Genomic DNA, 25,275 nt, shown 5'->3' on the forward strand with positions numbered 1-25,275 from the left:
CGCACCTTCTGGAGGACTCCCTTGCGCTTACCCCCTGCCCTGCTCCCGGCTCTGCTCACTGGGTTCCTCGTGGTCCCGCTCGTCCCGCACGCGGTGTCGGCCGACCCGGTCGCGCCGCCGGCGCCGGCCGTGCGCGACTTCGGCAACGGCCCGGAGCGGAACGAGGTCGCCGCCGACGTGCCCGTCCGCGCCGAGGCGCGGACGGCCGCCCCGGCCGAGCAGCCGGGCACTCTGTCGCACGACCGGGGCTACCCCCGGCGGACCCGGCTGCCGGTGCCCCCCGAGAACCCGGCCGACGCCTCGATCAAGCTGGGCCTGGTGCCCCACCACGGCATCGCGCCCCGGCTGAACGACCTCCAGCAGCGCGGTGACCGGGTCAGCGCGCAGGTCATCGGCCGCTCGTACGGGGGCCGCGACCTCTACCTGGTGACCGTCACCGCGCCGGAGAGCGCCGCCGAGACGCGCGAGCAGGAGCGCATCCGCGAGCGCATCGAGAACGACCCGGCCGCCGCCGCCCGCGACCGGAAGCTGATCAAGAGGTACAAGGCGCCGCTCTTCGTCAACGCCAACATCCACGGCAACGAGTGGGAGGGCACCGACGCCGCCCTGCGCGTCATCGAGGAGCTCGCGACCAGCACGGATCCCAAGGTCGCCGACCTGCTGGCGCGCACCCGCCTCTACTTCAACATCACCGCCAACCCCGACGGCCGCGTCAGCGGGGTGCGCCAGAACGGCGCCGGCTTCGACCTGAACCGCGACTTCGTCACCGCCTCCCAGCCGGAGGTGCGGGCGATGCGCCAGATCATGATCGACGCCCAGCCGGTCACAGTGATCGACCTGCACGGTTACGTCAACGGCACGCTCATCGAGCCGACCACGCCGCCGCACGGCGCCAATTACGAGTACGACCTGTTCATCCAGAACGCCTACGCCAACGGCCTCGGCATGGAGGCCGCCGTGAACGGGCTGGGCTACACCGTCGAGAAGGACGGCGTGTACCCGGCGCAGATCCCGTTCCGCGACTCCGCGGAGGGCTGGGACGACTGGCCGCCGATCTTCACCCCGCAGTACGCGCCCTTCCACGGGGCGGTGGCCACGCACACCGTGGAGATCCCGCTGCGGGTCAACGGCTCGGACTACACCCAGCAGCCGGTCGAGGAGCTGCGCCGCCGCTCCGCGATCAACACCGACGTGGCCGCCGCCGCCATCCGGGCCACCTACGCCTTCGTACGTGACCGGCACGACCGGCTGATCGCCGACCAGATCGAGGTGTTCCGGCGGGGCGCGGCCGGGGAGCCGTCGAAGGCGGTGCCGCTCGGCATCGTGCCCGGGTTCGGGCCGGAGGACGTCTACACCACCACCTTCCCCCGGGCGTACGTCATCACCGGCCGGCGCTCGCAGGCGGCCGCCGCGCGCCTGGTGGACCACCTGATCGCGAACGACGTGCGGGTCGAGCGGGCCAGGCACGCGTTCCGGGCGGACGGCAGGACGTATCCGGCCGGATCGTACGTGGTGGACATGCGCCAGCCGAAGCGCGGCCTGGCCAACGTCATGCTGGAGGCGGGCGCGGACATCTCGCCCAGGGTGGATGCCATGTACGACATCTCCGGCTGGAGCCATGGCCTGCTCTGGGGCGCCGGCGTGGACGGCGTCACGTCCCTGCGCGTGCAGGCCGATCCGGTCAAGGTCGCCGCGCCGACCGGTTCCGTGCCGCGTACGCCCGGGGCGCTCGCGCTCAAGGTGGCCGACGCCAAGGACGTCCTCGCCCTGAACGACCTCCTGGCCCAGGGCACGGCGGTCACCTGGGCGGACGGCGCGGCCATCGTGCCCGCCTCCGCGCGGCCGGCCGCCCGCGCGGTCGCCGAGCGCTACGGCGTCGCCTTCACGCCGGCTGGCACGACGTCCGGCGCGCCGCTCTCACAGGTCAGAATCGCCGCCGCCGCCTCGGCCGACGAGCTGTTCACGCTGCGCGAGCTGGGCTTCGCCGTCACCCCCGTCTCCACGGCGGCCCTCAACGCGGGCTACGACTGGAGCGGGACCGACGTGCTGTTCGTCTCCAGCGGGCTGAGCTACACGGCGCTCAACCCGGCGGCCAGGGCGGCGCTGGACGCGTTCCTGACCACCGGCGGCGTGATCACCCGTGGCGGCACCGGGGCGGCCTTCAACGCCGCCGCCGGGCTGCTCACCGCGACTGCCGTCGCGGGCCGCGGCGACGCCAACGGCGTCGTCCGCGTGCTCTCCACGGGCGGGCAGGTCGGAGGTGGCTCGCCGGACCACTCGTTCGTGTACTCGCCGCGCTGGTTCACCGGCCTCGGGCCGGAGGTCACGGTCGAGCAGTCGTACGCGGCCGAGGGTCCGCTGGTCTCCGGCCACTGGCGGCCCGACGCCGGCGGCACCGGCGGCCAGGACGCCGCCAGGGGCCAGGCGGCCGTGGTGAGCGGCAGGGACGAGCGGGGCGCGGCCGTGGTGCTGTTCGGCACGGAGCCGATGTTCCGCAACCACCCCAAGGGGCTGTTCCCGCAGGTGGCCAGGGCCCTGTACTGGGCCTCCTCGGTTACCGGAGCGGCCGTCAAGGGGTAGTGACGCGGTCCAGGAGCTCCAGGAGGTGGTGGTACGGCTTGCCGGTGGCGCGGGTCAGGCCGAGTTCGCAGGTGCGGTTGACCGAGGCGTGGGCGGCGAAGTCCTCCCGCGCCACGGCGGCGGCCTCCGCCCGGGTGGCGGAGGCGGTCAGCTCGGGGTGGAGCAGGCCGCGGTCGCCGGCGAAGGCGCAGCACTGCCAGCCGTCCGGCACGACGACCCGTTCGGCGACCGTCTCGGCGACGCGGGTGATGGCGGCGTCGAGGCCGAGCCGGGTCGAGGAGCAGGTCGGGTGCAGGGCCAGTGAGGGCAGCCGGCGGGCGGCGGGCAGGCGCGGCAGGAGGTGCTCGGCGGTGAAGGCGACCGCGTCGAGCACCCGGACGGCGGGCGAGGCGGCGGCGGTGAGGCGTTCGAAGCCCTCGGTGCAGGAGGCGGCGTCGCTGACGACCGGGATGCGGCCGCCGTCCGTGGCCGCGGCCAGCGCGTCCCGGACCCGGCGGCGCATCACCTCGTAGCCGTCGGTGAGGCCCTTGGACGACCAGGGCGTGCCGCAGCACAGGCTGCCGATCCCGTCGGGCACGCGCAGCCGCACGCCCGCCCGCTCGGCCAGGCGGAGCAGGGCGGCCATCGCGCCGGGGCCGCCCTCGGCGGGGGCGAACAGGGTGTTCAGGCAGGACGGGACGAACACGGCGTCGGCGTCCTCGGCCGGGGCCGGGCGGCGGGGCGTCCCGCCTCGGGGCAGGTCGCGGCTCCACTGCGGCACGGCGTCCTGGCCCGCCACGGCGCGGGCGGCCTTGGCGGCGCCCTCGGCGAGCGGGGCCGGCGCCGCGGCGGCGGCGTCGAGGGCCAGGTCCAGGGCGCGGGTCACGCCGTTCCAGTGCTTGGCGGCGGACTTCCAGCCCGCGCGGGCGGCGCGGCCGTGGCGCTCCTCGCGCAGGCGTTTGGTCAGGTCACCGGTGTTGATGAGGACGGGGCAGGCGGTGGCGCACATGCCGTCCACGGCGCAGGTGTCCACGGCGTCGTAGCCGTACTCCTCCTCCAGCCGTTTCGCCAGCGCGTGGTCGCCCGCCTCCCGGGCGGCGGCCAGCTCGCGGCGCAGCACGATGCGCTGGCGGGGCGTGGTGGTCAGGTCGCGGCTGGGGCAGACGGGCTCGCAGTAGCCGCACTCCACGCACCGGTCGACCTCGGGCTCGACGGTGACGACGCTCTTGAGGTCGCGCAGGTGGGCGTGCGGGTCGTCGGTGAGGACGACGCCCGGGTTGAGCGTGCCGGCGGGGTCGCACAGGCGCTTGACCTCGCGCATCACCTCGAACAGCTCGTCGCCGTACTGGCGGCGGACGAACGGGGCCATGACGCGGCCGGTGCCGTGCTCGGCCTTGAGGGTGCCGCCCCGGTCGAGCACGGCGGCGACCATGTCCTCGGTGAAGTCGGCGTAGCGCTCCAGGTCGGTGTCGAAGCGCTCGTTGAGCATGAAGTGCAGGTTGCCGTCCTTGGCGTGGCCGAAGATGACGCTGCGCTCGTAGCCGTGCTTGGCGAACAGGCCGGCCAGGTCGTCGCAGAGGTCGGCCAGGACGGGCACCGGGACGGCGACGTCTTCCAGGAGCGCGGTGGTGCCGCTGGGGCGGGCTCCGGCGACGGAGGCGTACAGGCCCTTGCGGATGTGCCAGAGCGCGGCCCGGCCGCCCGCGTCCCTGCTCAGCCGCGCCGGGGCGGCCAGGTCGAGCGTGGCGAACAGCCGCTCGGCCGTGCGCTCGTGCTCGGCGAGCGGTTCGGGGTCCGACTCCTGCCATTCGACCAGGAGCGCGGCGTGGTCCCGGACGGTCAGCGTGCGCAGGACGTCGTCGGCCTTGGGGTCCCGCTGGGCCACCCGCAGGGACTCGGCGTCCAGCAGCTCGACGGCGGCGGGGCCGGCGGCGACGAGCTGCGGCATCGCCGCCATCGCCCGGCGCAGCGTGGGGAAGACGAGCAGGCCCGTCGCGGCCAGGCGGTGCGCCGGGACCGTGCGCAGGACCGCCTGCGCGACGAAGCCCAGGGTCCCCTCGCTGCCGATGGCGAGGTGGGCGAGGATCTGGGCGGGCGTGTCGTGGTCGAGGAAGCTGTTGAGCCCGTACCCCATGGTGTTCTTCAGGGAGAACTGGGCGGTGACGCGCCGCACCGACTCGGGGTTGCCGCGGATCCGGTCGCGCAGCCGTTCCAGGCCCTGCGCCAGCTCGGGCTCCAGGGCGCGCAGCCGCGCGTCGGCGTCGGGGGCGGCGGTGTCGACGACGGTGCCGCTGGGCAGCACGAGGACCAGCGACTCCAGCGTCCGGTACGTGTTGGCGTGCGTGCCGCAGGTCATGCCGCTGGAGTTGTTGGCGACGACGCCGCCGATCGTGCAGGCCGACTCGCTGGCCGGGTCGGGGCCGAGCTTGCGGCCGTGGGCGGCCAGCCGGGCGTTGATCTGGCGCAGCACGGCGCCCGGCTGGACGCGGACCCGGGCGCCGCCGTCGAGCACCTCGATGCCGCGGAAGTGCCGGCGGGTGTCGACCAGCAGGTGCTCGCTCACGCCCTGCCCGCTCAGGCTGGTGCCGCCGGAGCGGAACGTCAGCGGCAGCCCGGCCCGCATGAGCGCCGCCACCTGCTCGGCGCTCTCCGGCACCAGGACCGCCTGCGGGGTGAGCAGGTAGTGGGAGGCGTCATGGGCCATGCCGAGCCGGTCGGTGGCCCGCGTACGGGTGATCCCGGGCACGGCGGCCTCGACCGCCGCCAGGACGGCGGGGTCCGGGGCGGTCAGCCGCGACTTCTCGGAATGGGTGACGCTCATGCCGATCCTTACCTCGGGCCCAGGACCTGCTGGCGCTGGGCGCCCAGGCGGTCGATGCCCAGCTCCATGACGTCGCCGGGCTGCAGCCAGATCTGCGGGTCGTGGCCCATGCCGACGCCGGGCGGGGTGCCGGTGTTGATCAGGTCGCCGGGCTCCAGCACCATGAACTGGCTCAGGTGGTGGACGATCACGTACGGGTCGAAGATCATGGTCTTCGTGGTGCCGGTCTGGCGGCGCACGCCGTTGACGTCGAGCCACATGCCCAGGTTCTTGACGTCGGGGATCTCGTCCGGGGTGACCAGCCACGGGCCGGCCGGGTTGAAGGTCTCGGCGGACTTGCCCTTGGACCACTGGCCGCCGCGCTCCATCTGGAAGGCGCGCTCGCTGACGTCGTTGACCACGCAGTAGCCGGCGATCGCGTCCTTTGCCTCCTCCACCGAGTCCAGGTAGGAGGTGCGCCGGCCGATGACGATGCCGAGCTCGACCTCCCAGTCGGTCTTGGTGGAGCCGCGCGGGATGCGCACCTCGTCGTACGGGCCGATCAGGGTGTTGGGCGACTTGGTGAACAGGATCGGCTCGTCGGGGACGGCCTGGCCGGTCTCGGCGGCGTGGTCGCTGTAGTTGAGGCCGATGCACAGGATCTGGTGCGGCCGGGCGATCGGCGCGCCGACGCGCTCGCCCGCGAACGCCCGCACGTCGCCCCGGGCGACCCGGTCGGCCAGCAGCGCGGTGCCTCCCGCGGCGAAGAAGCGCTCGTCGAAATCCGGGGTGACGTCCGAGACGTCGATGTAGTGGCCGTCGTCCACGCGGACGACGGGCTTCTCGGCGCCGGGCGCGCCGATGCGCATCAGGTACAACGCTTTCTCCGTGTTCGGATCGGGAGGGTATGGGCTTTGAGGTTCACGAGGTCCCCCGCCCCGCGACGATGCCGCGGATGGCGGCCAGGTCGTCGACGAGTGACTTCAGCGGCGTCCGGTAGGCCAGCCCGCTGACGCTGACGGCGCCGCTGGGCACGGTGGGCGAGGTCAGGTAGGCCAGGACGGCCACGCAGTTGACGCCCGGCTCGTTCTCCTGGTCGTCGACGGCGTAGCCCTGCTCGCGGACGCGCACCAGCTCGGCGTGCAGCCGCTCCACCGTGCCGATCGAGCGCTCGGTCGGCAGCTCCAGCCGCCGCTCCCCCACCCACTCGCGTACCGCGTCCTCGGTGCGCAGGGCGTCGGCGAGCAGCGCCTTGCCGACGGCGGTGCAGTGCGCCGGGTTCCGGCCCCCGACGACGGTGGTCAGGCGGACGGCCCCGTCGGACGGGTCGAGCTTGGAGCGGTAGACGACCGAGGCCCCCTCCAGCACCGCGTAGTGCACGGTCTCGCCGTAGCGGTCGCACAGGGCCCGCAGGATCGGCGTGACCCGCACGTGGTCCGGCCGGGCCTCGTGGTGGGCGAAGGCCATCCGCAGGAACTCGTCGCCGAGCACGTACCGGCCGTGGCCGTGCTGGGCCGCGAACCCGGCGCGGCGCAGCGACGCCAGGGCGCGGTGCACCGTCGGCTTGGGGCTGGCCACCGCTCGGGCCATCTCCTCCAAGCCGATACCGTCGGGGTGGCGAGCCAGCTCGGCGAGGACCGCGAGCACGCGGTCGGATCCGACGAGCTTGGACTCGGCAGCCATCTCGGACATCTTCCGAAGATTAGACCATCGTTCCGGAAACTGAAAGTTGACCCCTGCGTGGATTCCCAACCTTCAGGGTGCCTGAAGGTTGCGCTAAGCTTCAGTCACCCTGAAGGTTGGAGGTTGAGGAATGCTGGAGCATGTCCTGCTGTCGGTGCACGTCCTGGCCGGCATCGTGTTCGTGGGAGGCTCGGCCGTGGCGACGAGCCTGTTCCCCCGCTACGTGCCGGTCGCGACCGGCGATGCGGGCGAGCGCAGCCGGGGGGTGGCGGTCGCGCTGCACCGCATCACCGGGGGCTACGCCGCCTTCGGGCTCGTCGTCCCCCTGGCCGGGGTCATCCTGGCGAGCGTGCAGGGCCGGATGGGCGAGATCTGGATCACCGTCTCCATGATCCTCACGGCCGTCGCGGGCGCCCTGCTGGCCACGCAGATCCACCCGCGCCAGCGCGCCGCGCTCAGCGAGCCCGGCGACGAACGGCCGCTGCGTACGCTGTCCATGCTGGCCGGCTTCTACAACCTGGCCTGGGCGGTCGTCGTGGTCCTGATGATCGTACGGCCCGGCGCTGGGGACTGACCCGCCGGCGGCCCGCCCGCTGGCGTTCGTGCCGGGGATCGGCGGGCTGCTCGCCCTGCAGAGCCCGCGCGCCCGCGCCGGAGGCTGAACTCGCCTTTATCCGGCCCTCTTTATCGTTCCACCATGAGGTCGAACAGAGCGAGGTTCCCGGTGCCGGGCTCCGTGGCGCTGCTCGTTCTGGGCACGGTGATGGGCTTCGCCGCCCGTACGCCCGCGTGGACCGCCGTGGACACCGCCGTGAGCGACGGCGTCCAGTCGCTCCGGGGCCCGTGGCCGACCGCGGTCGCCCAGGTCCTGAACGTGGGGTTCGGTACGGTCATGGGCTCGCTCCTCGCCCTCGCCCTCGTCGTGGGGGTGGCCGTCGCGGGCCGGCCGCGGGCCGCCGGGCGGGTGCTGGTGGTGATCGCCGCGGGGTGGGGCGTGAGCTGGGTGCTCAAGACCGTCGTCGCCCGTTCCCGGCCTCCCGTCTCCGACGCCCTGGTGTTCGGCCTCGGCCCCGGCAGCTTCCCCAGCGGTCACGTGTGCCTGACCCTGTCGATCGTGATCGCGGTCGCGACCCTGGTCAGGCACACGCGCTTCCACCGGCCGGTGCTGGCGGCGGGCTTCGTGCTCGTGGCGGCTCAGATGCTGGCGCGGGTCTACCTGGGAGCGCACTACGTCACCGACACGCTGGGCTCGATCGTCGTGGCCCCCGCCGCGATCCACCTGGCGTTGAACGCGCGCCGGTGGCCGGGGCTGTCCGATGCGCCGTGGAAGCGTTAGCCGGCCCGCCGCCGGGCGCGGTGGGCGGCAGGGGGCCTGATCAGGCGTCGAGTTGCCGGCGCTCACCCGTCGGCAGGTCCACCACCCGCAGCTCCGGGCCCGCCGGGGCCACGGCGCCGATGCCGTCAGCGCAGCCGGAGGGTGGCGGCGGCGTGCTCGACCCAGGCCGCGAGGAACCGCTCCGGGTCGAGACCGCCCGGAGTGTGGCCGATCATGGCCCGCAGCAGCGGATAGTAGGTCAGGGACGCCAGCAGCACGGCCCCGGCCGCCTCCGGATCGTCGACGTCGGCCCTGCCCAGCTCCTTCTGGGCGGCGATCCAGGCGGCCCCCTGGGCGTACACGCTGGCCAGCACCCCCTCCCACATGCGCTCGAACAGCTCGGGAAACCCGTCGTACTCGCGCAGCATGATGCGGATGAGATCGCGGTCGCCCTCCAGCGACTCCCAGACCACCCGCGCCATGCGCTCCAGGGCGGCGCGCCCGTCCTCGTCCGCCGGCCGCTCGGCCGTGGCCGCGGCGGCGCGCCGGGCGACGGCCTCCATGTTCTGCCGGACGGCCTCCTCCAGCAGCGCCCGTTTCGACGGGAAGTGCTTGTAGAGCGCGCCCGAGCCGGTGGTCAGCCCGCACGCCGCCTGGATGTCGGCCACCGAGGTCGCGGCGTATCCGCGGGTGGAGAACAGCCGCACCGCCTCGTCGATGAGCCGCTGCCGGGTGACCCCTGGTGTCGATCTCGCCATAGTGAGAGAGTACTCTCTTTCTATGCGAGTGTTCATCACGGGCGGCACCGGCGCGATCGGCCGCCACGCGGTCCCTGCCCTGCTCGCCGCGGGGCACACGGTGACCGCTCTTGCCCGCACGCCGGGGAAGGCGGCCGCCCTCGCCGGCCAGGGCGCCGCCCCCGTCACGGTGTCGCTGTTCGACCGCGAGGCGCTGGCCTCGGCCTTCGCCGGGCATGACGCGGTGGTCAACCTGGCCAGCGCGATCCCGCCGATGAGCAGGTTCATGAGCGCCGGCGCGCAGCGGCAGAACAACCGGGTACGCGTCGAGGGCTCGGCCGCCGTCGTGGACGCCGCGCTGGCCGCCGGGGTCGACCGGGTCGTCCAGGAGTCGGTCAGCATGGTCTACCGCGACCAGGGCGCGCGCTGGATCGACGAGGACGCGCCGGTCGACCACTACCCGATGACCCGCGGCAACTTCGCCGCCGAGTCGAGCGCACACCGCTTCGGCCGGGAGGGCGGCGGCGCGGGCGTGGTGCTGCGGTTCGGCTGGTTCTACGGGCCGGGGGCCGCGCACAGCGAGCAGATGTACGCCCAGGCCCGCCGCCACGTCGGCATGGTGCTCGGCCACCCCGACGGCTACGTCTCCTCCATCCACCTGGCCGACGCCGCCGAAGCCGTCGTCGCCGCGCTCGGGGCGGCCGCGGGCACGTACAACGTCGTCGACGACGAGCCGCTGACCAAGCGGGAGTACGCCCACGCGCTCGCCCGCGCCGCCGACACCCGCCTGTGGCTCACCGTCCCCGGCCGCGCCGCCTACCTCTTCGGCCACCGCCTCACCTCGCTGACCCGCTCGCTGCGGGTCAGCAACGCCCGCTTCCGCGCGGCCACCGGCTGGGCCCCGCGCTATCCCAGCGCCCGCGAGGGCTGGCCGGCCACGGCCGCCGTCCTCGCCGCATGACGCGCCCATAGATAGGGGTCAGGGCGTCGGCTGCCGAGGGGCGGGTTCGGAGGGGCTGTCAGCGGGTCGGGGTCCGGGGGCGGTTCCACCAGAGGGACAGGGACAGGGCCGCGGTGATGAGGACGGCGCCGCCGGCGGCGAAGGCGGCGGCGGTGTCGACCCGCTGGTGGACGACGGTGAAGCTGCCCGGGAGGGCGTCGAGGGCGCTCTGGAGCTGGTCGGCGTTCTCGGCGCGGTGGTAGGAGCCGCCGGTGGTCTGGGCGATCTGCTTGAGCGCGGGCTCGTCGATCATGCGGATGTTGCGGCCGCCCCTGTCGAATCCGCCGCCGCCACCGAAGCCGCCGAAGCCGCGGCCGTCGAACTGGGAGTTGTCGCAGACCATGGGAGCCGGGTTCGTGGTGCCGAAGCCGATGGTGAAGACGCGGACACGGCGCAGGGCCGCCTCCTGGGCCGCGGTCCGCGGGTCGACGCCCTGGGTGTTGGCGCCGTCGGTGAGCACGACGATCGCTGCACCGGCGTACCCTCCCCCGCCGCCATCGCCGGGGTCCGCCCCGGTGGGGGCGACCGACGGGTCGACCTCCGCGATCGCGTCGATCGAGGTGAGCATGGCCTGCCCGATCGCGGTGCCGCGGGACACGGTGAGGCCGTCCAGCGCCTTGATCAGCGAGTCGGTGTCGTCGGTGGGGGGCACGAGCAGGCCCGCGGCGCCCGCGAAGGTCACCAGGCCGATGCGCGGCCCGCCCCGCTGCGACTCGATGAAGTCGGCGGCGGCCTTCCGCGCGGCGGTGATGCGGTTGGGGTCGACGTCCGTGGAGCACATGGAGCCGGAGGTGTCGAGCGCGAGCAGGATCGTCGCCGACCTCATCGGCACCGGCACCGACGCCTGCGGCCGCGCGGCCCCGACCGCGAGCAGCGCCAGCCCGGCGATGAACAATGCCGCGGGGATCCTCCGCGTCCAGCGCGTACGGCCGGGCAGGGCGCTGCGTACGAGCGCGATCGAGGTCACGCGCACGGCGGCCCGCCGGCGGCGGCGCCCCGCCCACCAGCGGATGGCGAAGATCAGCGGGATGATCAGGACGGACAGCAGCGCCCACGGCCATGAGAACGACATTCAGATCACCCGTCCTGACCGGAGCACGGTGAGCGCCGCTCCGGCGGTGAGCAGCGCGAGGGCGAGCCCGATCAGGGCTCCGGCGAGGGGCAGCGGCTCGTCGGAGACGGTGAGCCGCAGATCGATCGTGTCGGCGATCCCGTCGAGCCGCGCCGTGTCGGAGGCGGGGTGGTAGGCGCCGCCGGTGGTCTGCGCGATCGAGGTGAGGGTGTCCTCGTCCAGTGAGGTCTGCAGGCGGTAGCCGTCGACCTGCACCGTCGCCCCGGCCGTGGTGCCGACCCCGACGGTGTGGATGTGGACGCCGGCCTTCTGGGCCACTTCGGCGGCCGGTTCGACGGCCGGTTCGCCGGCTCCGCCCCGGTTCTGGCCGTCGGAGAACATCACGATCGTCGCCGACGGCCAGTAGCCGATGTCGGGCGCGGTGCCGTCGCGGCCGATGGCCGCCTGCTTGCCGGTGATCGCCGTCAGCGAGGCCATGATGGCCGTCCCCAGCGAGGTGCTGCCGGAGATCTTCAGCCGGTCGATGGCCTTGAGCGCGATGGAGTGGTCGGCGTCGGGGCGTGCGGTGGTGAGCCCGCCCCGCGCGAACGCGACGACTCCGATGTCGACGCTGTCGGGCTGCGCCGCCACGAACGCGCGGGCCGCCCGCTGCGCGGCCGCCAGCCGGTTGGGCGCGACGTCGTCGGCGCCCATGCTGTTGGAGACGTCGATGGCGAGGATGACGGTGCCCGTGGCCCGCGGGACCGGCACCATGGCCGCCGGTCCGGCGGTGGCGATCGCGAGCACGGCGACGCCGGCGATCGTCAGGCCGCTGCCCAGGTACGCCCGCCGGCCACCCGGTACGGCGACGCCGGCGGCGGCGAGCGCGGCCCTCCGGCGGCGGGCCGAGACGACGGCCGCCCAGGCCAGCGCCGCCGTGACGAGCAGCCCGGCGGCCAGCAGCAGCGGGGAGGACAGGGTCATGAGCCTCCTCCGTGTCGGTTGATGGCCTCGACCCGCCCGGTCATGGCGACCGGTCCCGGGTTCGGGCGACGACCTCGACGAGCGCCTCGGCCAGGTCGCGGTCGGTGTCGACGCGGTGGACGGGCACTCCGGCCCGGCGCATGCCCGCCGCGAGCCGGGCGTCGCGGGCGTCGACGGCCTCGCGGAAGCGCACCCGCAGCAGCGGGTCGGCGGAGTCGACGACGAGCTGCTCGCCGGTCTCGGCGTCCTCGACCACGATCAGCCCGGCTTCGGGTAGCACGTCGTCGGCGGTGTCCACGATCCGCAGGGCGACGACCTCGTGCCGCCGGGCCAGGCGCTGGAGCGAGCGTTCCCAGTCGCCGTCGCCGATGAAGTCCGACAGCACGACGACGAGGGCGCGGCGGCGCGCGAGCCGTCCGGCCGCATCGAGCATCTCCGCCAGGTCGGTGGTGCTGCCGCCGCGCGCCGTCCCGGCGGTGCGCTCCAGCTCGGCGCCGATCCGCAGCGCGTGCCGCCGGGACGTGCCGGGTGGCACGACGCGCAGCATCCCCGTGTCGAACAGCAGGGCGCCGACGCGGTTGCCGCCCCGGCCGAACAGCCGGGCCAGGACGAGCGCGAGCTCGGCGAGCACGTCGTGCTTGCCGCGCCCCGGCCGGCCCGCCAGCATCGACGCCGACCGGTCGAGCACCAGCCACACCGTCAGCTCCCGGTCCTCGGTGAACACGCGCAGGTGCGGCTCGTCCAGGCGTGCGGTCACGTTCCAGTCGATGTGCCGGGCGTCGTCGCCGTCTCCGTAGGGGCGCAACCCGGTGAAGTCGATCCCGGAGCCGCGATGCGCGGTGCGGTGGGCGCCCTGGAGCCGGCCGTCCAGCCTGCGGACGACCTTCCACTCCAGGCGGAGCAGGAGCTTCTCTGGGGCGGTGGCCATGGCGGCTCAGCGGTTCTGCAGGACGACGTCGGGCGCGCGGACGGCTCCGAGCACCCTGGTGATGATCGTGTCGGCGTCGACGTCGTCCGCGAGGGCCTCGTACGACAGCACGAGGCGGTGGCGCAGCACGTCGAGCGCGAGCTCGGACAGGTCGTGCGGCAGGACGTAGTCGCGGCCGCGCAGGAACGCCAGCGCCCGGGCGCCCGTGACCAGCGCGATCGACGCCCGCGGGCTCCCACCGTAGGTGACGTACCGTTCCAGCTCGCCGAGCCCGGCCGTCGCGGGCGAACGCGTCACGGAGACCAGCCGGACCGCGTAGTCGACGATCGCCGGATCGACGTACACCTGCTGGGCCCGGGCCCGCATCGCGATCAGGTCCTCGGCCGTCACCATCGCCTGCGGCGGCTCCGGCGGACGCAGCGCGCGCTCGACGATCGCCTGCTCCTCGGACCGCGTCGGATAGTCGACGACCACCTTCATCATGAACCGGTCGACCTGCGCCTCGGGCAGCGGGTAGGTGCCCTCCGACTCGATCGGGTTCTCCGTCGCCATGACCAGGAACGGCTCGGGCACCCGGAACGTCTCACGCCCGATCGTCACCTGATGCTCCTGCATCACCTCCAGCAGGGCGCTCTGCACCTTGGCGGGGGCGCGGTTGATCTCGTCGGCCAGCAGCAGGTTCGCGAACACCGGGCCGAGCTCCGTCTTGAACTCCCCGGAGTGCTGGTGGTAGACCCGCGTGCCGACGAGATCGGCCGGCACCAGGTCGGGCGTGAACTGGACGCGCTGGAAACTCCCGTCGATCGCGGCGGCCAGCGACCGCACCGCGAGCGTCTTGGCCAGCCCCGGAACGCCCTCCACCAGCAGGTGGCCGTCGGCGATCAACGCGACGGCCATGCGCTCCAGCAGCACGTCCTGCCCGACGATCGTCCGTTTGACCTCGAACAGCACCTGTTCGAGCGGATGAGCCGGCTCGGGGGACTTGGTCGAGGTCATACGCTGTTCCTTCTCGTGACGCGTCGGTCGGTCAAATCTGAGGTCCCTCACCCGGCGGGCCGTCGCCGTCGCCACCGCCGCCCAGGGCCACGCCGATCGGCACCGCGAACGCGATGCCCGCGAACGCGTCGTCGCCTCCCGGGTCGGCCATCGAGACCACGATCCCGATGACCAGCCCGCGAGCGTCCAGGAGCGGGCCGCCGGAGCTGCCCGGGTTGACGGAGGCGTCGAACTGGATGAGCCCGCCCAGGTCGCGGTCGCCGTCTTCGGTGGTCCGCTCCAGCCCCGACACGACGCCGGTGGAGACGCTGTAGGTCAGGCCGAGCGGGTTGCCGATCGCCACGACGGGCGCGCCCACGGCCACGGCGCCGCCGAGCGTCGCCGGGACGACGATCTCCGGCAGCTTCGCGGGCTTGAGGGCCGCGACGTCGCGCTTGGGGTTCGACGACACGACGGCGGCCTTGGCCTTGGTGCCGTCGGCGAACGTGAGGTTGACGTCCTTCGTGCCCTTGATGACGTGGTGCGCGGTCAGGATCGTCCCGTCCTCGGCCGCGATCACCCCGGTTCCGAGGGACTTCCCGGCCTGGATGACCACCACCGACGGCCCGACCCTCTTGAAGACCTCGGCCGTCGTGAGCGTCGCGCTGGGGGTCGGCGTGGGGCTCGGCCGGGGCGCGGCCACCTCACCGTTCCCGCCGCCGCTTCCCAGCCAGTACGCCAGTACGGCCACGACGACGAGCACGCCGCCCCCGACGGCGAACCGCCGAACCTTCCCGGCCCCGGCTCCCCGAGCCGGGGCCGGATCGGCCTCCTGCGGCACGTGCTCCATCGCCCCATAGTCATAAAACTCAGCTCAAAGTGCCACAAAATCCACCTGAGAACTCCATGAGAACCGGTGAAGCCCGTGGCACACCTGTCAGCCCAGCTTTTTCAGGTTGACGGCCTGCTTGAGGAAGACGATGCCGTCGACCTGGTCGAGCTGGGCCGGGTCCAGCGGGAAATAGGCGAAATCGTGGGAGACGCGTGGGGTGGGCTCCGTGACGGCCTCGGCCAGGCGGCGGGCGTCGACGAGGGAGTGGTCCCACGGGAGCGTGGACAGGATGCCCTCGACGGTGTCCGGGGGCGGGGTGCCGTCGCCGACCGTGCCGAAGGCCGAGGCCAGGAAGGCGTACCGGCCTCGCAGGTACGTCGCGGCGATCGCCCCCGCGCTCCACCACTCCAGCCGCTGGTCGCCGAACGGCATGAGGGTCTTGTTCCGCTGCAGGTGGAGGTTGGAGGAGAAGACCAGGGCCGGGCCGTGCTCGGCGACGGCGCGCAGGTTGGCGGCCATCATCACGGCCCGCAGGGCCGACAGCCGGGTCCAGCGCAGCGGGGACGCGTCGGCCATCCAGTAGTGGTAGCGGAGCAGGCCGGTGGCGGTGCGGGCGTACAGTGCCGCCCGTTCCCTGTCCTCCGCGCTCAGCTGCGGCGCCTGCGTGTCGAGCAGCGCCACCAGGTCGTCGGCGATCAGCCGCAGCCGCTGGGCGTCGGCGGACTGGCCGATCGACTGGGACGGGTCCATGGCGGTGGCCTCGTTCGACCACCGCTCGTCCGGGCCCAGCAGCGCGTCGAGGGTTTCCCTGCCGCACAGGAGCGGGCCGTCGAGGAGGTCGTGGAGGGCGGTGAGCGCCTGGCGGGGACTGGCCGCCCAATACTCCAGAGGGCCGTCGAACCCGAAGAACCTGAGCTTGTCGTCATGTTCCTCGTTGTAGGCCCGCATCCAGCGTACGAGCTCGCGGTTGGCCGGTACGGAGCCGAAGTCGTGGCTGAAGCCGCGTTCCATGACGTCGTCGAGCGTGCCCGCGCCCGTGGTGACGTAGTCGTCCACCACGAGGCCCATGAGGCAGTCGCTCTCGATGGCGAACGACCGGTAGCCCTCGTGCTCGACCAGATGCCGGAAGATCTCGTTGCGCAACTCGCCCAGCTCCCCCACGAAGTGCCTGGCCTCGCCCAGGCCGAGCAGCAGGGGCGGGGCGGGAAGCGACCGCAGGAACGCCGAGATGCCCGCGCCGTCGACCGGCCGGGCCGTGTCCTTGATATCCATGCCTTGAACGGTATCGTTGAACACTCGGTGTAAACTTTTCCGCTTGAATTCTGCTACCAGCGCGATGGACCTTCAATCGGTGGTGCATTCGTGAGGCGAGCGGGCCCGGCGCCGCCCTTGCGGCATGGGAAGAACGCCGGGCTGGTGCGGTCTACTGCGCCGATCCGGCCCGCCCGCCGCAGAACACCTCGTCGACGAGCCGCCGCGTCGCCTTCTGGAACGCCTCCGCCAGGGACATCGTGACGTCGTCCACGTAGTTCAGCGCGGCGGTCAGGGTCCTGCTGCCGTCGGGCGTGCTGTACATCAGCGCCCCGTGGCCCGCGATGCCGCCGTTGTGGGTGATGACGGTGCCGCCGCACGCCGTCTCCTGCACGAACACCCCCAGCCCGTAGCCGGCCTTCGGCTCCGGCGTGCACATCTCGGCCAGCAAATGGGCCGGCAGGAGCCTGCCGCCCATCAGCGCGGAGATGAACGTCTGCAGGTCCTGGGTGGTCGAGATCATGTCGCCGCCGGTGGAGATCCAGGACGGGTTCTGGCGGGTGACGTCGACCGTCTCCTCCCGGCCGGCCTCCTCGTACCGGTAGTAGGCGTGGGCGTGCGGCTCGGGGAGCTCCGGCGAGGTGTCCGGCACCACGGTGCCCGACAGGCCGAGCGGCCCAAGGATCAGCCGGTGCATCTCCTCGGCCAGCGAACGGCCGGTGACCTTCTCGACCAGCAGCCTGGCCAGCACGTAGTTGGTGTTGGAGTAGCTCCAGTCCGTGCCCGGCTCGAACCGCGCCGGCTTGGACAGCGCCAGCCGTACCAGCTCCTCGGGCCGGTAGGGCCTGAACCGGTTGTCCACCCACTCCTGGCCCGACCAGACGATCCCCGGCACGACCGTCCCGTCGTCGTAGTACTCGCCGGTGAAGTTGAACACCCCGCTGGTGTGCTGCAGCAGCATCCGCACCGTGATCCGCCGGTCCAGGCCGAACTCGGGAAGGTAGTCGTCCACCGGGTCGTCCAGCCCGAGCTTGCCCTCGCCCACCAGCTGCAGCACCACGGTCGCGGTGAAGGTCTTGGTGTTGCTGCCGATCCGGACGTGCCCGTTCACCGGCGGCTCGGCGCTGTGGCCCAGCCTGCGCACGCCGGCGCTGCCGGCCCACTCGCCCCGCTCGTCGCGTACGCGCAGCGTCACCCCGGTGAAACCGGAATCGACGATCTCCTGGAGGACCTGCTGCAGCTCCGGGCGATCCTGGCCGGCAGCGGCCCTCGACGGGGCCCCGCCGTTCGCGGCCTCGAGGGCTCCAGTGATCTTGCGGACCATCTCCGCCACGGTGGGGCTGGGCCGGCCCTGGTGGGTGCGGGTGGCTGCGGCGACGGCGACGTTGACGGTGTTGCGGAAGTTGTCCGCCTCGGCCGGGTCCTGCTTGCGGAGCAGGCTCATGGCCGCCGTCAGGGCCGGCAGCACGTGGTCGGCGAGTTCGGCCACGGACTTGCCGTTCAGCTTGATGTCCCTGGTCTTCGCGGCGAGCACGTGCCCGATGGGGCCGGTCGCGGAGGCCAGGGCGATGGAGCCCTCGGTGGCGATCCTGTGGGGCGAGCCGGCGGCACCGGCGGCGGCCAGCAGCGAGACGGCACCGTACGCGGCGGTCCGCAGGGTGAGCTTGTCCTGGTCGGTGAGGGTAACGGCCATGGTCATGTGCTCCTTCGGCAGATTCGGCTGAACGGGCGGGCGCTGCACCGTTCATGGCGTCCACCATCGCCGAGCGCGCTGATACCGGGCCGTCGCCGTTCTGACGCGGCCGCTGACACGACACCGCAGCACGGTCGAGGGCGCACCTGCCGGCTTCCTGGACCAGGGGCGGCCGAAATGCGGATCGTGGGCGGACGGCGGCGGCGACGCACCGCCGGGGGCTCGTCCTCGCCCTGTCGGCTCGGTAGGGGCGGCTCGGCCTGCTGGAGCTGGGGCTGGGCCGGGCGAGCGCCGCCGTGCACCACCTCGAACGCGTGGTCGCCGGCCCCGCGCACCACCCCGTGATCGTGGTCCGCCGCGCGGCCGACCTGGTCGACGCGGCGGTCCAGGCCGAGCCCGGCGGAGCCGCTCAGGAGCGGCGACCGCCCGCGGGGAGGCGGTCGCCTGAGCGCCCTTAGGGGTAGTACGCGGCCAGCTTGGCCTTGATCTTGGCGACGGTGGCGTCGAAGGGCATGAGCTGCGGGTCGCCGTGCCGGTAGTCGAGGAGCTGGACGGCGTACACGGCGCGACCCTGGCGGACCACGGCGACCCAGAAGTGGTAGGTCAGGGTCGAGTACGGGTTGGTGGCGGCGGTGACCCGCAGGACCTCCACGCCGTCCGCCTCACCCGCCCGGGTGATGTCGAACACCGCCGAGCCGGTCTCGGCGGGCGGATTGCGGTCGACGCAGGTCGCCAGGTCGGCGCGCCACTGCCGTTCGAAGGCGGCCGCGGCGTCCGCGCTCGGGAAGACCCAGACGTCGTTGGAGGAGTGGAACCACGTCGGCGTGGAGAATCTCGCGCTGAGGCCCGCGCTCGCGCCGGTGTCGCGCCCGTACTCCCAGCAGGTGGGGCCGGTGACGTCGGGCTCGAAGTACGGGTTGACCCAGGGGTCCCCGTACGTCTCGCTGACCGGCGGCTGGTCCGCCTTGGTCAGCAGCACTCCGCGGTCGACTCCGGCCTGGGCGGTCGAGGCCGGCGCGGCGGCGGCGGTCGCGGGCAGGGCGGTGAGGAGCATCGCGCAGACGACGGTGGCGCCGCTCAGAGCAGCCCGGACTGCGGATAAGTGCATGAGGGGTCCTCTCTCTCCGAAGCTTGACTGTATTGATCATGCGATGTCATGCGGGAGAGTCATCCAGATTCGGCAATCGTGATCAAAGCGCAACCAAGATCCGCAGGCTCGGGTGATGGATCCCTTACCGGCAGAAAAATGTACAGGCGTTGAGATTTTTCGCCCGTCCTCCTAGCCTGAGGGGCGACCGTCATCGCGGACGACAGGGGATCTCGGCATGATGAAAGTCATCGGCGCGGGCCTTCCACGCACTGGCACCACGTCCATGAAGGCCGCGCTGGAGCGGCTGGGCTTCGCTCCCTGCTACCACATGGTCGAGGTGATGACCCATCCCGGCCACGTCGATCACTGGCTGGAGGCCGCCGCCGGGAAGGTTCGCACCCGCGAGGACTGGGACCGGGTCTTCCAGGACGGCTACCAGGCGGAGGTGGACTGGCCCGCCAGCTTCTACTGGCGGGAGCTGGCCGACGCCTATCCCGAGGCGCCGGTCGTCCTGACCGTGCGGGACCCGCACCAGTGGTACCCGAGCATCCGGATGCTGCTCTCCGGCGAGAACCGTCCGGCCCCTTCGGACGAGCTGCCCGAGCAGGTCCGCCGGCTCTTCACGACCATGCAGCGCATGGGGCCGGTGCTGGACCAGATGGGGCGCGCCCTCTTCGGCCCCGACTGGGCCTTCGGGACGGACCTGGCCGACGAGGAGCTGGTCGTCGCGGCCTTCAACCGGCACGTGGAGACGGTGAAGCAGAGCATTCCCGCGGAGCGGCTGCTGGTGTTCGACGTGCGGGAGGGGTGGGAGCCGCTGTGCGCCTTCCTCGGCGTGGACGTCCCGGCCGGCGAGCCGTTCCCGCATCTGAACGACGCCGACTCGATGCGGCAGGCGTTCGAGCGGATGAAGTCGGGCGACCTGCCGGGCTTCCCGCTCGGCCACCCCGGCGGCTGACGGGCCGGCAGTGGATAGCATCGGCCTGCGCGGGAAGAGGTGACCAGCAGTGACCGATGCCATCGAGCAGGCCGGCGGCGGCGAGCGAAAGGGCGAGCGCACCCGCCGCCGCATCCTGGAGGCAGGGCGGCGGGTGTTCGGCGAGGTGGGCTACGACCGCGCCACCATCCGGGCCATCGCCGCCGAGGCGCAGGTGGACAAGTCCTCGGTGATCCAGTATTTCGGCACCAAAGAGCAGCTCTTCCGCGCGGCCCTCGACCTCCGCATCGATGTGGACGCGCTCACGGTGGACGGCGACCCGGCGGCCTCGGCGGAGAGCTACCTGCGCGCCATGCTCGAACGCTGGGCCGCCGACAGCCCCATGGCGGTGCTCCTGCGTACCAGCCTGACCAGCGAGGAGGCCGCCGACCTGCTACGCAGGCACATCACCGCCGAGGCCATCGACCGCATCGCCCTCCACGTGGAGGGACCGGACCCGCGGCTGCGGGCGGCGCTGGCCGGGGCCGTCATGTTCGGCATCACCTTCCACCGCCACCTGCTGCGCACTCCCGATCTGGCCGGCGCCCCGCTGGACGACGTCCTGCGCCTGGCCGTCCCCCTCATCCGCGACCTCCTCGCACCGCCGCCGACCAAGGATCCCGACGATCCGCCTCCACGACAAGACCACCGCACGGCTCCCCACCCACGATCGGACCTCCCTCGATGAGCCGGACGTACGAGGCCGAATGCTGGCTCACTCCCAGCGCTCGGCCCCGGCTCTCCTCGATCCACGGCACCGGCCTGTTCGCCGTCGAGCGGATCCGCCAGGACGAGGTCGTGATGCGGCTCGGCGGGCGCGTCATCAGCGATGAGACCCTGGCCCGCCTCACACCGCCCTACAGCAGCCTCACCGTCGCCGAAGGCGTCCACCTGCTTCTCGATCCCGCTCACCCGGTGCGCTACGGCAACCACTCCTGCGACCCCACTCTCTGGCACCGTGACGCGACCACGGTGATCGCGCGACGCGACGTCGATCCGGGCGAGGAGCTCACCATCGACTACGCCACGCACACCGGCGTCGAAGCGTGGTCGATGGCCTGCCGCTGCGACACGCCTCTGTGCCGTCGCGTCGTCACCGGCAACGACTGGCGGCTGTCACGGCTGCAGGCCGCCTACGGCACCCATTGGAGCCCGCCCCTGCTCGAACGCATCGAGGCCGCGACCCCTCCTGAGTGACGCCCGCTCCCGCGCGATCGACGCGTCCCACGTCACTCAGTACAGTGTCGGGGTGTCAGGTGAGCAGGTGAGTGCGCGGGTGGACAGCTGGATCTGGTCGGTGCGGCTGACCAGGACTCGTTCGATCGCGTCCGACGCCTGCCGGGGCGGTCACGTCCGGGTCAACGGGGTGCGCGTCAAGCCCGCGCACGTCGTCCGGGTCGGTGACGAGGTCCGGCTGCGGCACGAGGGGCGCGAACGCATCGTGGTCGTCGCCCGGATCATCACCAAGCGCGTCGGCGCCGCCGTGGCCGCCGAGTGCTACGTCGACAAGAGCCCGCCGCCTCCTCCGCGCGAGGAGGCCGTGACGGTGGCCGTCCGGGCCCGTGGCGCGGGACGTCCCACCAAACGCGAGCGCCGCAGCATCGACAGGCTGCTCGGCCGCCCGTCGGCGGAGGGACGGGGCCGCAGGGATGACCACGCTGATTGACGCGGCCATCCGCGGGAGCCGGCTGACAGTGGGGTCCCGAGGGCCGGTGCCGGAGCACGCGGGTCAGGTCGTGGGCGTGGCGTCCGGGGAGAGGCCGGCGTCGTCGAGGTCCGCAGCCTGGGCCGGTGCTCGCCGCGCGCTGACCGCCATCACGGCGAGGCCGGCCAGGACGATGGCGGCGCCGGCGTACAGCGGGGCGGTGTAGCCGAGGCCGGCGCTGATGGCCAGGCCGCCGAGCCAGGCGCCCAGCGCGTTGCCGACGTTGGAGGCCGAGACGTTGGCGCTGGCGGCGAGCGGGACCCCGTTCGCGTAGTCGGTGACGCGGGTGATCATGCCAGGCACCCCGGCGAACCCGAAGAAGCCCAGCAGGAAGACCAGGACCACCGACGCCACGGGACTGCCGGCCAGCAGGCCGAACGCGATGAGCGTGACGGTGAGGCCGGCCAGGGAGACGATCAGCGTGCGGTCCCGGTCGCCGTCCGCGGCCCGCCCGCCAGCCAGGTTCCCGATCACCAGGCCGCTGCCGTACACGACGAGCAGCCAGGCGACGTCGGCGCTGGAGAAGCCGGTGACCCGGGTGAAGGTGTAGGCGATGTAGCTGAACGCGCCGAACATCCCGCCGTAACCGAGTGCGGTGGCCGCCAGCGTCAGCCAGACCTGCGCGGAGCGGAACGCGCGGAGCTGGACGCGCAGCCCGTTCAGGCCGGATGCCGCCGAGGGATGCGTACGGTCCACCGCGCCGGCCCAGCCCGGCACCAGCGCCGCGATGGCGATCAGGGCGAGCACGCCGATCGCGGTGATCGCCCAGAACGTGGCGCGCCAGCCCCAGCGTTCGCCGACCAGGGCGCCGAACGGGACGCCCAGGACGTTCGCGAGGGTCAGCCCGGCGAACATCACCGCCACCGCCCGCGACGCCCGCTCCGGCGGAACCATGCGCCGGGCGACGAGCGAGCCGATGCCGAAGAACGAGCCGTGGCACAGGGCGGCGACGACGCGTCCGAGCAGCATCACCGGATAGCCGGACGCGACGGCGGAGAGGAGGTTGCCGGCGACGAACAGCGCCACCAGCCCGACGAGGACGGACTTGCGGGACAGTCCGCTGGTGGCGGCGGTCACCACGATCGCGCCGACCGCGACGCTCAGCGCGTACCCGGAGATCAGCCATCCCGCCGCGGCCTCGGACACGGCCAGGCTCCGGCTCACCTGCGGGAGCAGGCCCGCGATCACGAACTCGGTCAGGCCGATCCCGAAACTGCCGAGGGTCAGCGCGACGAGCCCGGCGGGCATTCGCCGGCTGCCGTTTGCCTGATTTGTCACCCGAACATCATCCACCGTGGCCCGAGCCGGTCTCCGGGCGGCGCCGAGCCCGGGCGTCAGGAGATGTTCCCGCACCGTTGATCCCCCCTTCAGGCTGCCCTTTCCGGACACGCCGCCGCAGGGTCCAGGATCGGTGCCGCGACGAGGAGCCGGCGCTCATCGGCCGGCCCACGGGTCATCCGGTCGCGCGCCACTCCCCGGAGCACCGGCGACACCCGCGGCCGGTGGTGGCCGCGTCCTGAAGGAGTGATCCATGCTTGGCAAGTCCCTGTCAGTGCCGGCCGCTGCCGCCGTCATGGCCGCGGCCACTTTTACGGGCGCCGCCCCGGCCTCGGCCGCGGCCACGTTGACGGGCGCCGCCTGCGCTGACGCCCCCGTTCCGGCGCGCGTCACGACGACCGCCGTGTTCAACGACCCCGCGGGCGGGGACCCGGCCGCCCTCGTGCGTACGCTCTGCGGCCTCGTCCGGCAGACTCCCGCCGGAGCCCGCATCCAGGTCGCCCACTTCGTCATGTCGGGCGCCGCGGGGACCGAGTTCGCCGACGAGCTGATCAGGGCGCACCAGCGGGACGTGGACGTGCAGGTCATCCTGGACGGGGACACGCGGGGCGCGGCCGTGGCCGCCAAGCTCTCCGCCGCGCTGGGCACCGACACGGCGGCCGGCTCCTGGACGCACGTCTGCAGCGGGCCGCTCTCGGGCGGCACCGCCGCGTGCATCGGCAACAAGGGGCAGCACAACAAGTTCTACCTGTTCTCCCGCACCGGCGACGCCTCCGACGTGGTGGTCCAGTCGTCGGCCAACCTGACCGACCTCAACTCCGCCACGTACTGGAACAACGCGGTCGTCCTCCCCGGGAACCGGCGCCTGTACGACGCCTACGCCGGCTACTTCGGCGACCTGGCCGCCGAGCGCAAGAACCTCGACTACTACCGCGTCGTCCAGACCGGCGGCCCCGGCGGGTCGGTGCGGGCCGCCTTCTTCCCCAAGGCGGACGGCGACCCCATCGTCGACGAGCTCGGCAAGGTGTCCTGCCGGGGCGGCACCACGATCCGGGTCGGCATGTCCGAGTGGGACACCTTCCGGATCGCCATCCCCGCCAAGCTCCGCGACCTGGCCGCCCGCGGCTGCACCGTCCGGATCGTGTACGGCATCATGAGCGACGAGGTCAAGCAGCTCCTGCTGGCCGAGCCGCGCGTCGAGCTGCGCACCCTCGGCGACGGCGGCGCGCTGCCCGGCCGCGTGCACTCCAAGTACCTGCTGATCGAGGGCTCGTACGGCGGCGACCGCGACGCCCACTGGGTGATCACGGGCAGCCACAACTACATCGAGACGTCGCTGCGCCGCAACGACGAGACGCTGCTGAGGCTCAACGACAAGTCGATCTACCGGCAGTACGTCGCCAACTTCGAGCGCATGCGCGCCGTCGCGCCCCTGGCCGGTTGATCCCGGGCGCCGGCCGGCGATCCTCGATCGCTAGCCGGCGCTGCTGTGGTCGGCCAGGACCTCGTCGATGACCCGCCGCTGGACGGCGGCCTGCTCCTCGTCGGTGCCGATCTTCTCGGCCAGCACGATCAGCGCCTTCCACAGCGCCCAGCCCCGGGCCCGCGCCCACATGGCGGGATCCTGGCCGACGGCCTCGCGGAAGGCCTCCCGGCTCTCGCCCGAGAACATCGTCCAGGCGATCACCAGATCGCAGGCGGGATCGCCGACACCCGAGGTCCCGAAGTCGATGACGGCGGCCAGCTTCCCGTCTCTGACCAGCAGGTTGCCGGCGGCGAGGTCGCCGTGGAACCACACCGGCGGCCCGGACCAGGTCGCCTCCAGGGCGGCGTCCCAGACGGCCGCGGCCAGGCCGGTGTCGAGCTGACCGTCCAGCGCGGCGAGGGCACGGCGGGTCTCCCCGTCGTAGTGCGCCGGCGGCGTACCCCGGTAGAAGCTGTGCGCACCGGCCTTGGGACCGCCCGCGGCGTCGACGCGCCGCAGCGCGAGCACGAACTCGGCCACCGAGACCGCGAACGCGCACAGGTCGTCGACGCGGTCGAGAGCGGCCGTCCGCCCCTCCAGCCACCTGCGGATCGACCAGCCGAACGGGTATCCCGCGCCGGGGACGCCCTTGGCCAGCGGCACGGGAATGTCCACCGGCAACGACGGCGCGAGGACCGGCAGCCATCGGTGTTCCTTGTCCACCGCCGGCGCGTAACCGGCGGCGGTGGGGAGGCGCACCGTCATCTCCTCGCCGAGGCGATAGGTGCGGTTGTCCCATCCGTCGACCTCGACCGGCGTCACGGGCAGATCGGCCCACTGCGGGAACTGCTCCTCGAGCAGACGCTTGACCAGCGAGGCATCGATCCCGGCACGTCCGTCGGGGGGCACACTGTCGACCATCCGGAGAGTGTGGCGGCCACGCCCGCCTCCGG

Annotated in this window: 23 protein-coding genes; 9 read left to right on the forward strand and 14 right to left on the reverse strand. The window is 73.0% G+C overall.

Annotation, left to right across the window (positions count from 1 at the left end):
- Nucleotides 1-21: 21 nt before the first annotated feature.
- Nucleotides 22-2,580: a M14 family zinc carboxypeptidase gene (locus HD596_RS48310; protein ID WP_246555379.1), complete on the forward strand. Its 2,559-nt coding sequence runs from the start codon at nucleotides 22-24 to the stop codon at nucleotides 2,578-2,580.
- On the opposite strand, the gene HD596_RS48315 is transcribed toward HD596_RS48310, so the two are convergent.
- From HD596_RS48315 to HD596_RS48325, 3 genes are read right to left on the reverse strand one after another with little or no spacing between them, the layout of a single operon-like run.
- Nucleotides 2,570-5,380, reverse strand: coding sequence for an FAD-binding and (Fe-S)-binding domain-containing protein (locus HD596_RS48315; protein WP_185076056.1), 2,811 nt, complete (start codon nucleotides 5,378-5,380; stop codon nucleotides 2,570-2,572). The genes HD596_RS48310 and HD596_RS48315 overlap by 11 nt on opposite strands.
- A gap of 8 nt (nucleotides 5,381-5,388) precedes the next feature.
- Nucleotides 5,389-6,237 (reverse strand): fumarylacetoacetate hydrolase family protein, encoded by an 849-nt coding sequence (locus HD596_RS48320; RefSeq protein ID WP_185076057.1) that lies wholly within the window; start codon nucleotides 6,235-6,237, stop codon nucleotides 5,389-5,391.
- A 43-nt stretch (nucleotides 6,238-6,280) separates the two neighbouring features.
- Nucleotides 6,281-7,051: an IclR family transcriptional regulator gene (locus HD596_RS48325; protein WP_185076058.1), complete on the reverse strand. Its 771-nt coding sequence runs from the start codon at nucleotides 7,049-7,051 to the stop codon at nucleotides 6,281-6,283.
- A gap of 121 nt (nucleotides 7,052-7,172) precedes the next feature.
- On the opposite strand from HD596_RS48325, the gene HD596_RS48330 reads away from it, so the two are divergent.
- Nucleotides 7,173-7,616, forward strand: a complete 444-nt coding sequence (locus HD596_RS48330) for a hypothetical protein (RefSeq protein WP_313046424.1) — start codon at nucleotides 7,173-7,175, stop codon at nucleotides 7,614-7,616.
- A gap of 123 nt (nucleotides 7,617-7,739) precedes the next feature.
- A complete protein-coding gene (locus HD596_RS48335; RefSeq protein WP_185076059.1) occupies nucleotides 7,740-8,378 on the forward strand; it encodes a phosphatase PAP2 family protein in 639 nt (212 codons plus the stop codon).
- 125 nt (nucleotides 8,379-8,503) lie between these two features.
- Here the strand turns inward: HD596_RS48335 and HD596_RS48340 are convergent, their stop codons facing one another.
- Nucleotides 8,504-9,115, reverse strand: coding sequence for a TetR/AcrR family transcriptional regulator (locus HD596_RS48340; RefSeq protein ID WP_185076060.1), 612 nt, complete (start codon nucleotides 9,113-9,115; stop codon nucleotides 8,504-8,506).
- A gap of 22 nt (nucleotides 9,116-9,137) precedes the next feature.
- Here HD596_RS48340 and HD596_RS48345 point away from each other — a divergent pair, with 22 nt between their 5' ends.
- The gene (locus HD596_RS48345) at nucleotides 9,138-10,055 is read left to right on the forward strand and encodes an NAD-dependent epimerase/dehydratase family protein (protein WP_185076061.1); all 918 of its coding nucleotides are present in this window, start codon (nucleotides 9,138-9,140) and stop codon (nucleotides 10,053-10,055) included.
- A 58-nt stretch (nucleotides 10,056-10,113) separates the two neighbouring features.
- Here HD596_RS48345 and HD596_RS48350 read toward each other — a convergent pair whose 3' ends face one another.
- The 8 genes from HD596_RS48350 to HD596_RS48385 form a co-directional block, all read right to left on the reverse strand.
- Nucleotides 10,114-11,166, reverse strand: a complete 1,053-nt coding sequence (locus HD596_RS48350; RefSeq protein ID WP_185076062.1) for a vWA domain-containing protein — start codon at nucleotides 11,164-11,166, stop codon at nucleotides 10,114-10,116.
- Nucleotides 11,167-12,129 carry a VWA domain-containing protein gene (locus tag HD596_RS48355; protein ID WP_185076063.1) on the reverse strand — a complete coding sequence of 321 codons (963 nt, stop codon included), beginning with the start codon at nucleotides 12,127-12,129 and terminating at the stop codon, nucleotides 11,167-11,169.
- 40 nt (nucleotides 12,130-12,169) lie between these two features.
- A complete protein-coding gene (locus HD596_RS48360) occupies nucleotides 12,170-13,057 on the reverse strand; it encodes a DUF58 domain-containing protein (RefSeq protein WP_185076064.1) in 888 nt (295 codons plus the stop codon).
- A gap of 6 nt (nucleotides 13,058-13,063) precedes the next feature.
- Complete coding sequence (locus HD596_RS48365; protein WP_185076065.1) at nucleotides 13,064-14,053, reverse strand: AAA family ATPase; 990 nt, start codon at nucleotides 14,051-14,053, stop codon at nucleotides 13,064-13,066.
- Between the two features lie 31 nt (nucleotides 14,054-14,084).
- A complete protein-coding gene (locus HD596_RS48370; RefSeq protein ID WP_185076066.1) occupies nucleotides 14,085-14,882 on the reverse strand; it encodes a S1C family serine protease in 798 nt (265 codons plus the stop codon).
- An 87-nt stretch (nucleotides 14,883-14,969) separates the two neighbouring features.
- Nucleotides 14,970-16,136: an erythromycin esterase family protein gene (locus HD596_RS48375; protein ID WP_185076067.1), complete on the reverse strand. Its 1,167-nt coding sequence runs from the start codon at nucleotides 16,134-16,136 to the stop codon at nucleotides 14,970-14,972.
- A gap of 151 nt (nucleotides 16,137-16,287) precedes the next feature.
- Nucleotides 16,288-17,814: a serine hydrolase domain-containing protein gene (locus HD596_RS48380; RefSeq protein ID WP_246555380.1), complete on the reverse strand. Its 1,527-nt coding sequence runs from the start codon at nucleotides 17,812-17,814 to the stop codon at nucleotides 16,288-16,290.
- Nucleotides 17,815-18,262: 448 nt separating this feature from the next.
- Nucleotides 18,263-18,916, reverse strand: a complete 654-nt coding sequence (locus tag HD596_RS48385; RefSeq protein ID WP_185076068.1) for a hypothetical protein — start codon at nucleotides 18,914-18,916, stop codon at nucleotides 18,263-18,265.
- A 217-nt stretch (nucleotides 18,917-19,133) separates the two neighbouring features.
- On the opposite strand from HD596_RS48385, the gene HD596_RS48390 reads away from it, so the two are divergent.
- Genes HD596_RS48390 through HD596_RS48405 form a run of 4 tightly spaced genes read left to right on the forward strand, consistent with a single transcriptional unit; the run spans nucleotide 19,134 to nucleotide 21,540 of the window.
- A complete protein-coding gene (locus HD596_RS48390; RefSeq protein ID WP_246555382.1) occupies nucleotides 19,134-19,856 on the forward strand; it encodes a sulfotransferase family protein in 723 nt (240 codons plus the stop codon).
- A 49-nt stretch (nucleotides 19,857-19,905) separates the two neighbouring features.
- On the forward strand, nucleotides 19,906-20,562 hold the full coding sequence (locus HD596_RS48395) for a TetR/AcrR family transcriptional regulator (protein ID WP_313046431.1): 657 nt from the start codon (nucleotides 19,906-19,908) through the stop codon (nucleotides 20,560-20,562).
- Entirely contained in the window at nucleotides 20,559-21,071 is a 513-nt protein-coding gene (locus tag HD596_RS48400) for an SET domain-containing protein (RefSeq protein ID WP_185076069.1), read from the forward strand. Before HD596_RS48395 ends, HD596_RS48400 begins: the two co-directional genes overlap by 4 nt.
- A 52-nt stretch (nucleotides 21,072-21,123) precedes the next feature.
- Nucleotides 21,124-21,540 (forward strand): Hsp15 family ribosome-associated heat shock protein, encoded by a 417-nt coding sequence (locus HD596_RS48405; RefSeq protein WP_185076070.1) that lies wholly within the window; start codon nucleotides 21,124-21,126, stop codon nucleotides 21,538-21,540.
- A 63-nt stretch (nucleotides 21,541-21,603) separates the two neighbouring features.
- On the opposite strand, the gene HD596_RS48410 is transcribed toward HD596_RS48405, so the two are convergent.
- On the reverse strand, nucleotides 21,604-22,857 hold the full coding sequence (locus HD596_RS48410; protein ID WP_313046434.1) for an MFS transporter: 1,254 nt from the start codon (nucleotides 22,855-22,857) through the stop codon (nucleotides 21,604-21,606).
- 253 nt (nucleotides 22,858-23,110) lie between these two features.
- Between HD596_RS48410 and HD596_RS48415 the strand changes: the two genes are divergently transcribed.
- Entirely contained in the window at nucleotides 23,111-24,301 is a 1,191-nt protein-coding gene (locus tag HD596_RS48415) for a phospholipase D-like domain-containing protein (protein WP_185076071.1), read from the forward strand.
- A gap of 30 nt (nucleotides 24,302-24,331) precedes the next feature.
- Here HD596_RS48415 and HD596_RS48420 read toward each other — a convergent pair whose 3' ends face one another.
- Nucleotides 24,332-25,243, reverse strand: coding sequence for an aminoglycoside phosphotransferase family protein (locus HD596_RS48420; protein WP_185076072.1), 912 nt, complete (start codon nucleotides 25,241-25,243; stop codon nucleotides 24,332-24,334).
- Between the last annotated feature and the right edge of the window lie 32 nt (nucleotides 25,244-25,275).

The sequence above is a fragment of the Nonomuraea jabiensis genome (assembly GCF_014204795.1).
Classification (GTDB): domain Bacteria; phylum Actinomycetota; class Actinomycetes; order Streptosporangiales; family Streptosporangiaceae; genus Nonomuraea; species Nonomuraea jabiensis.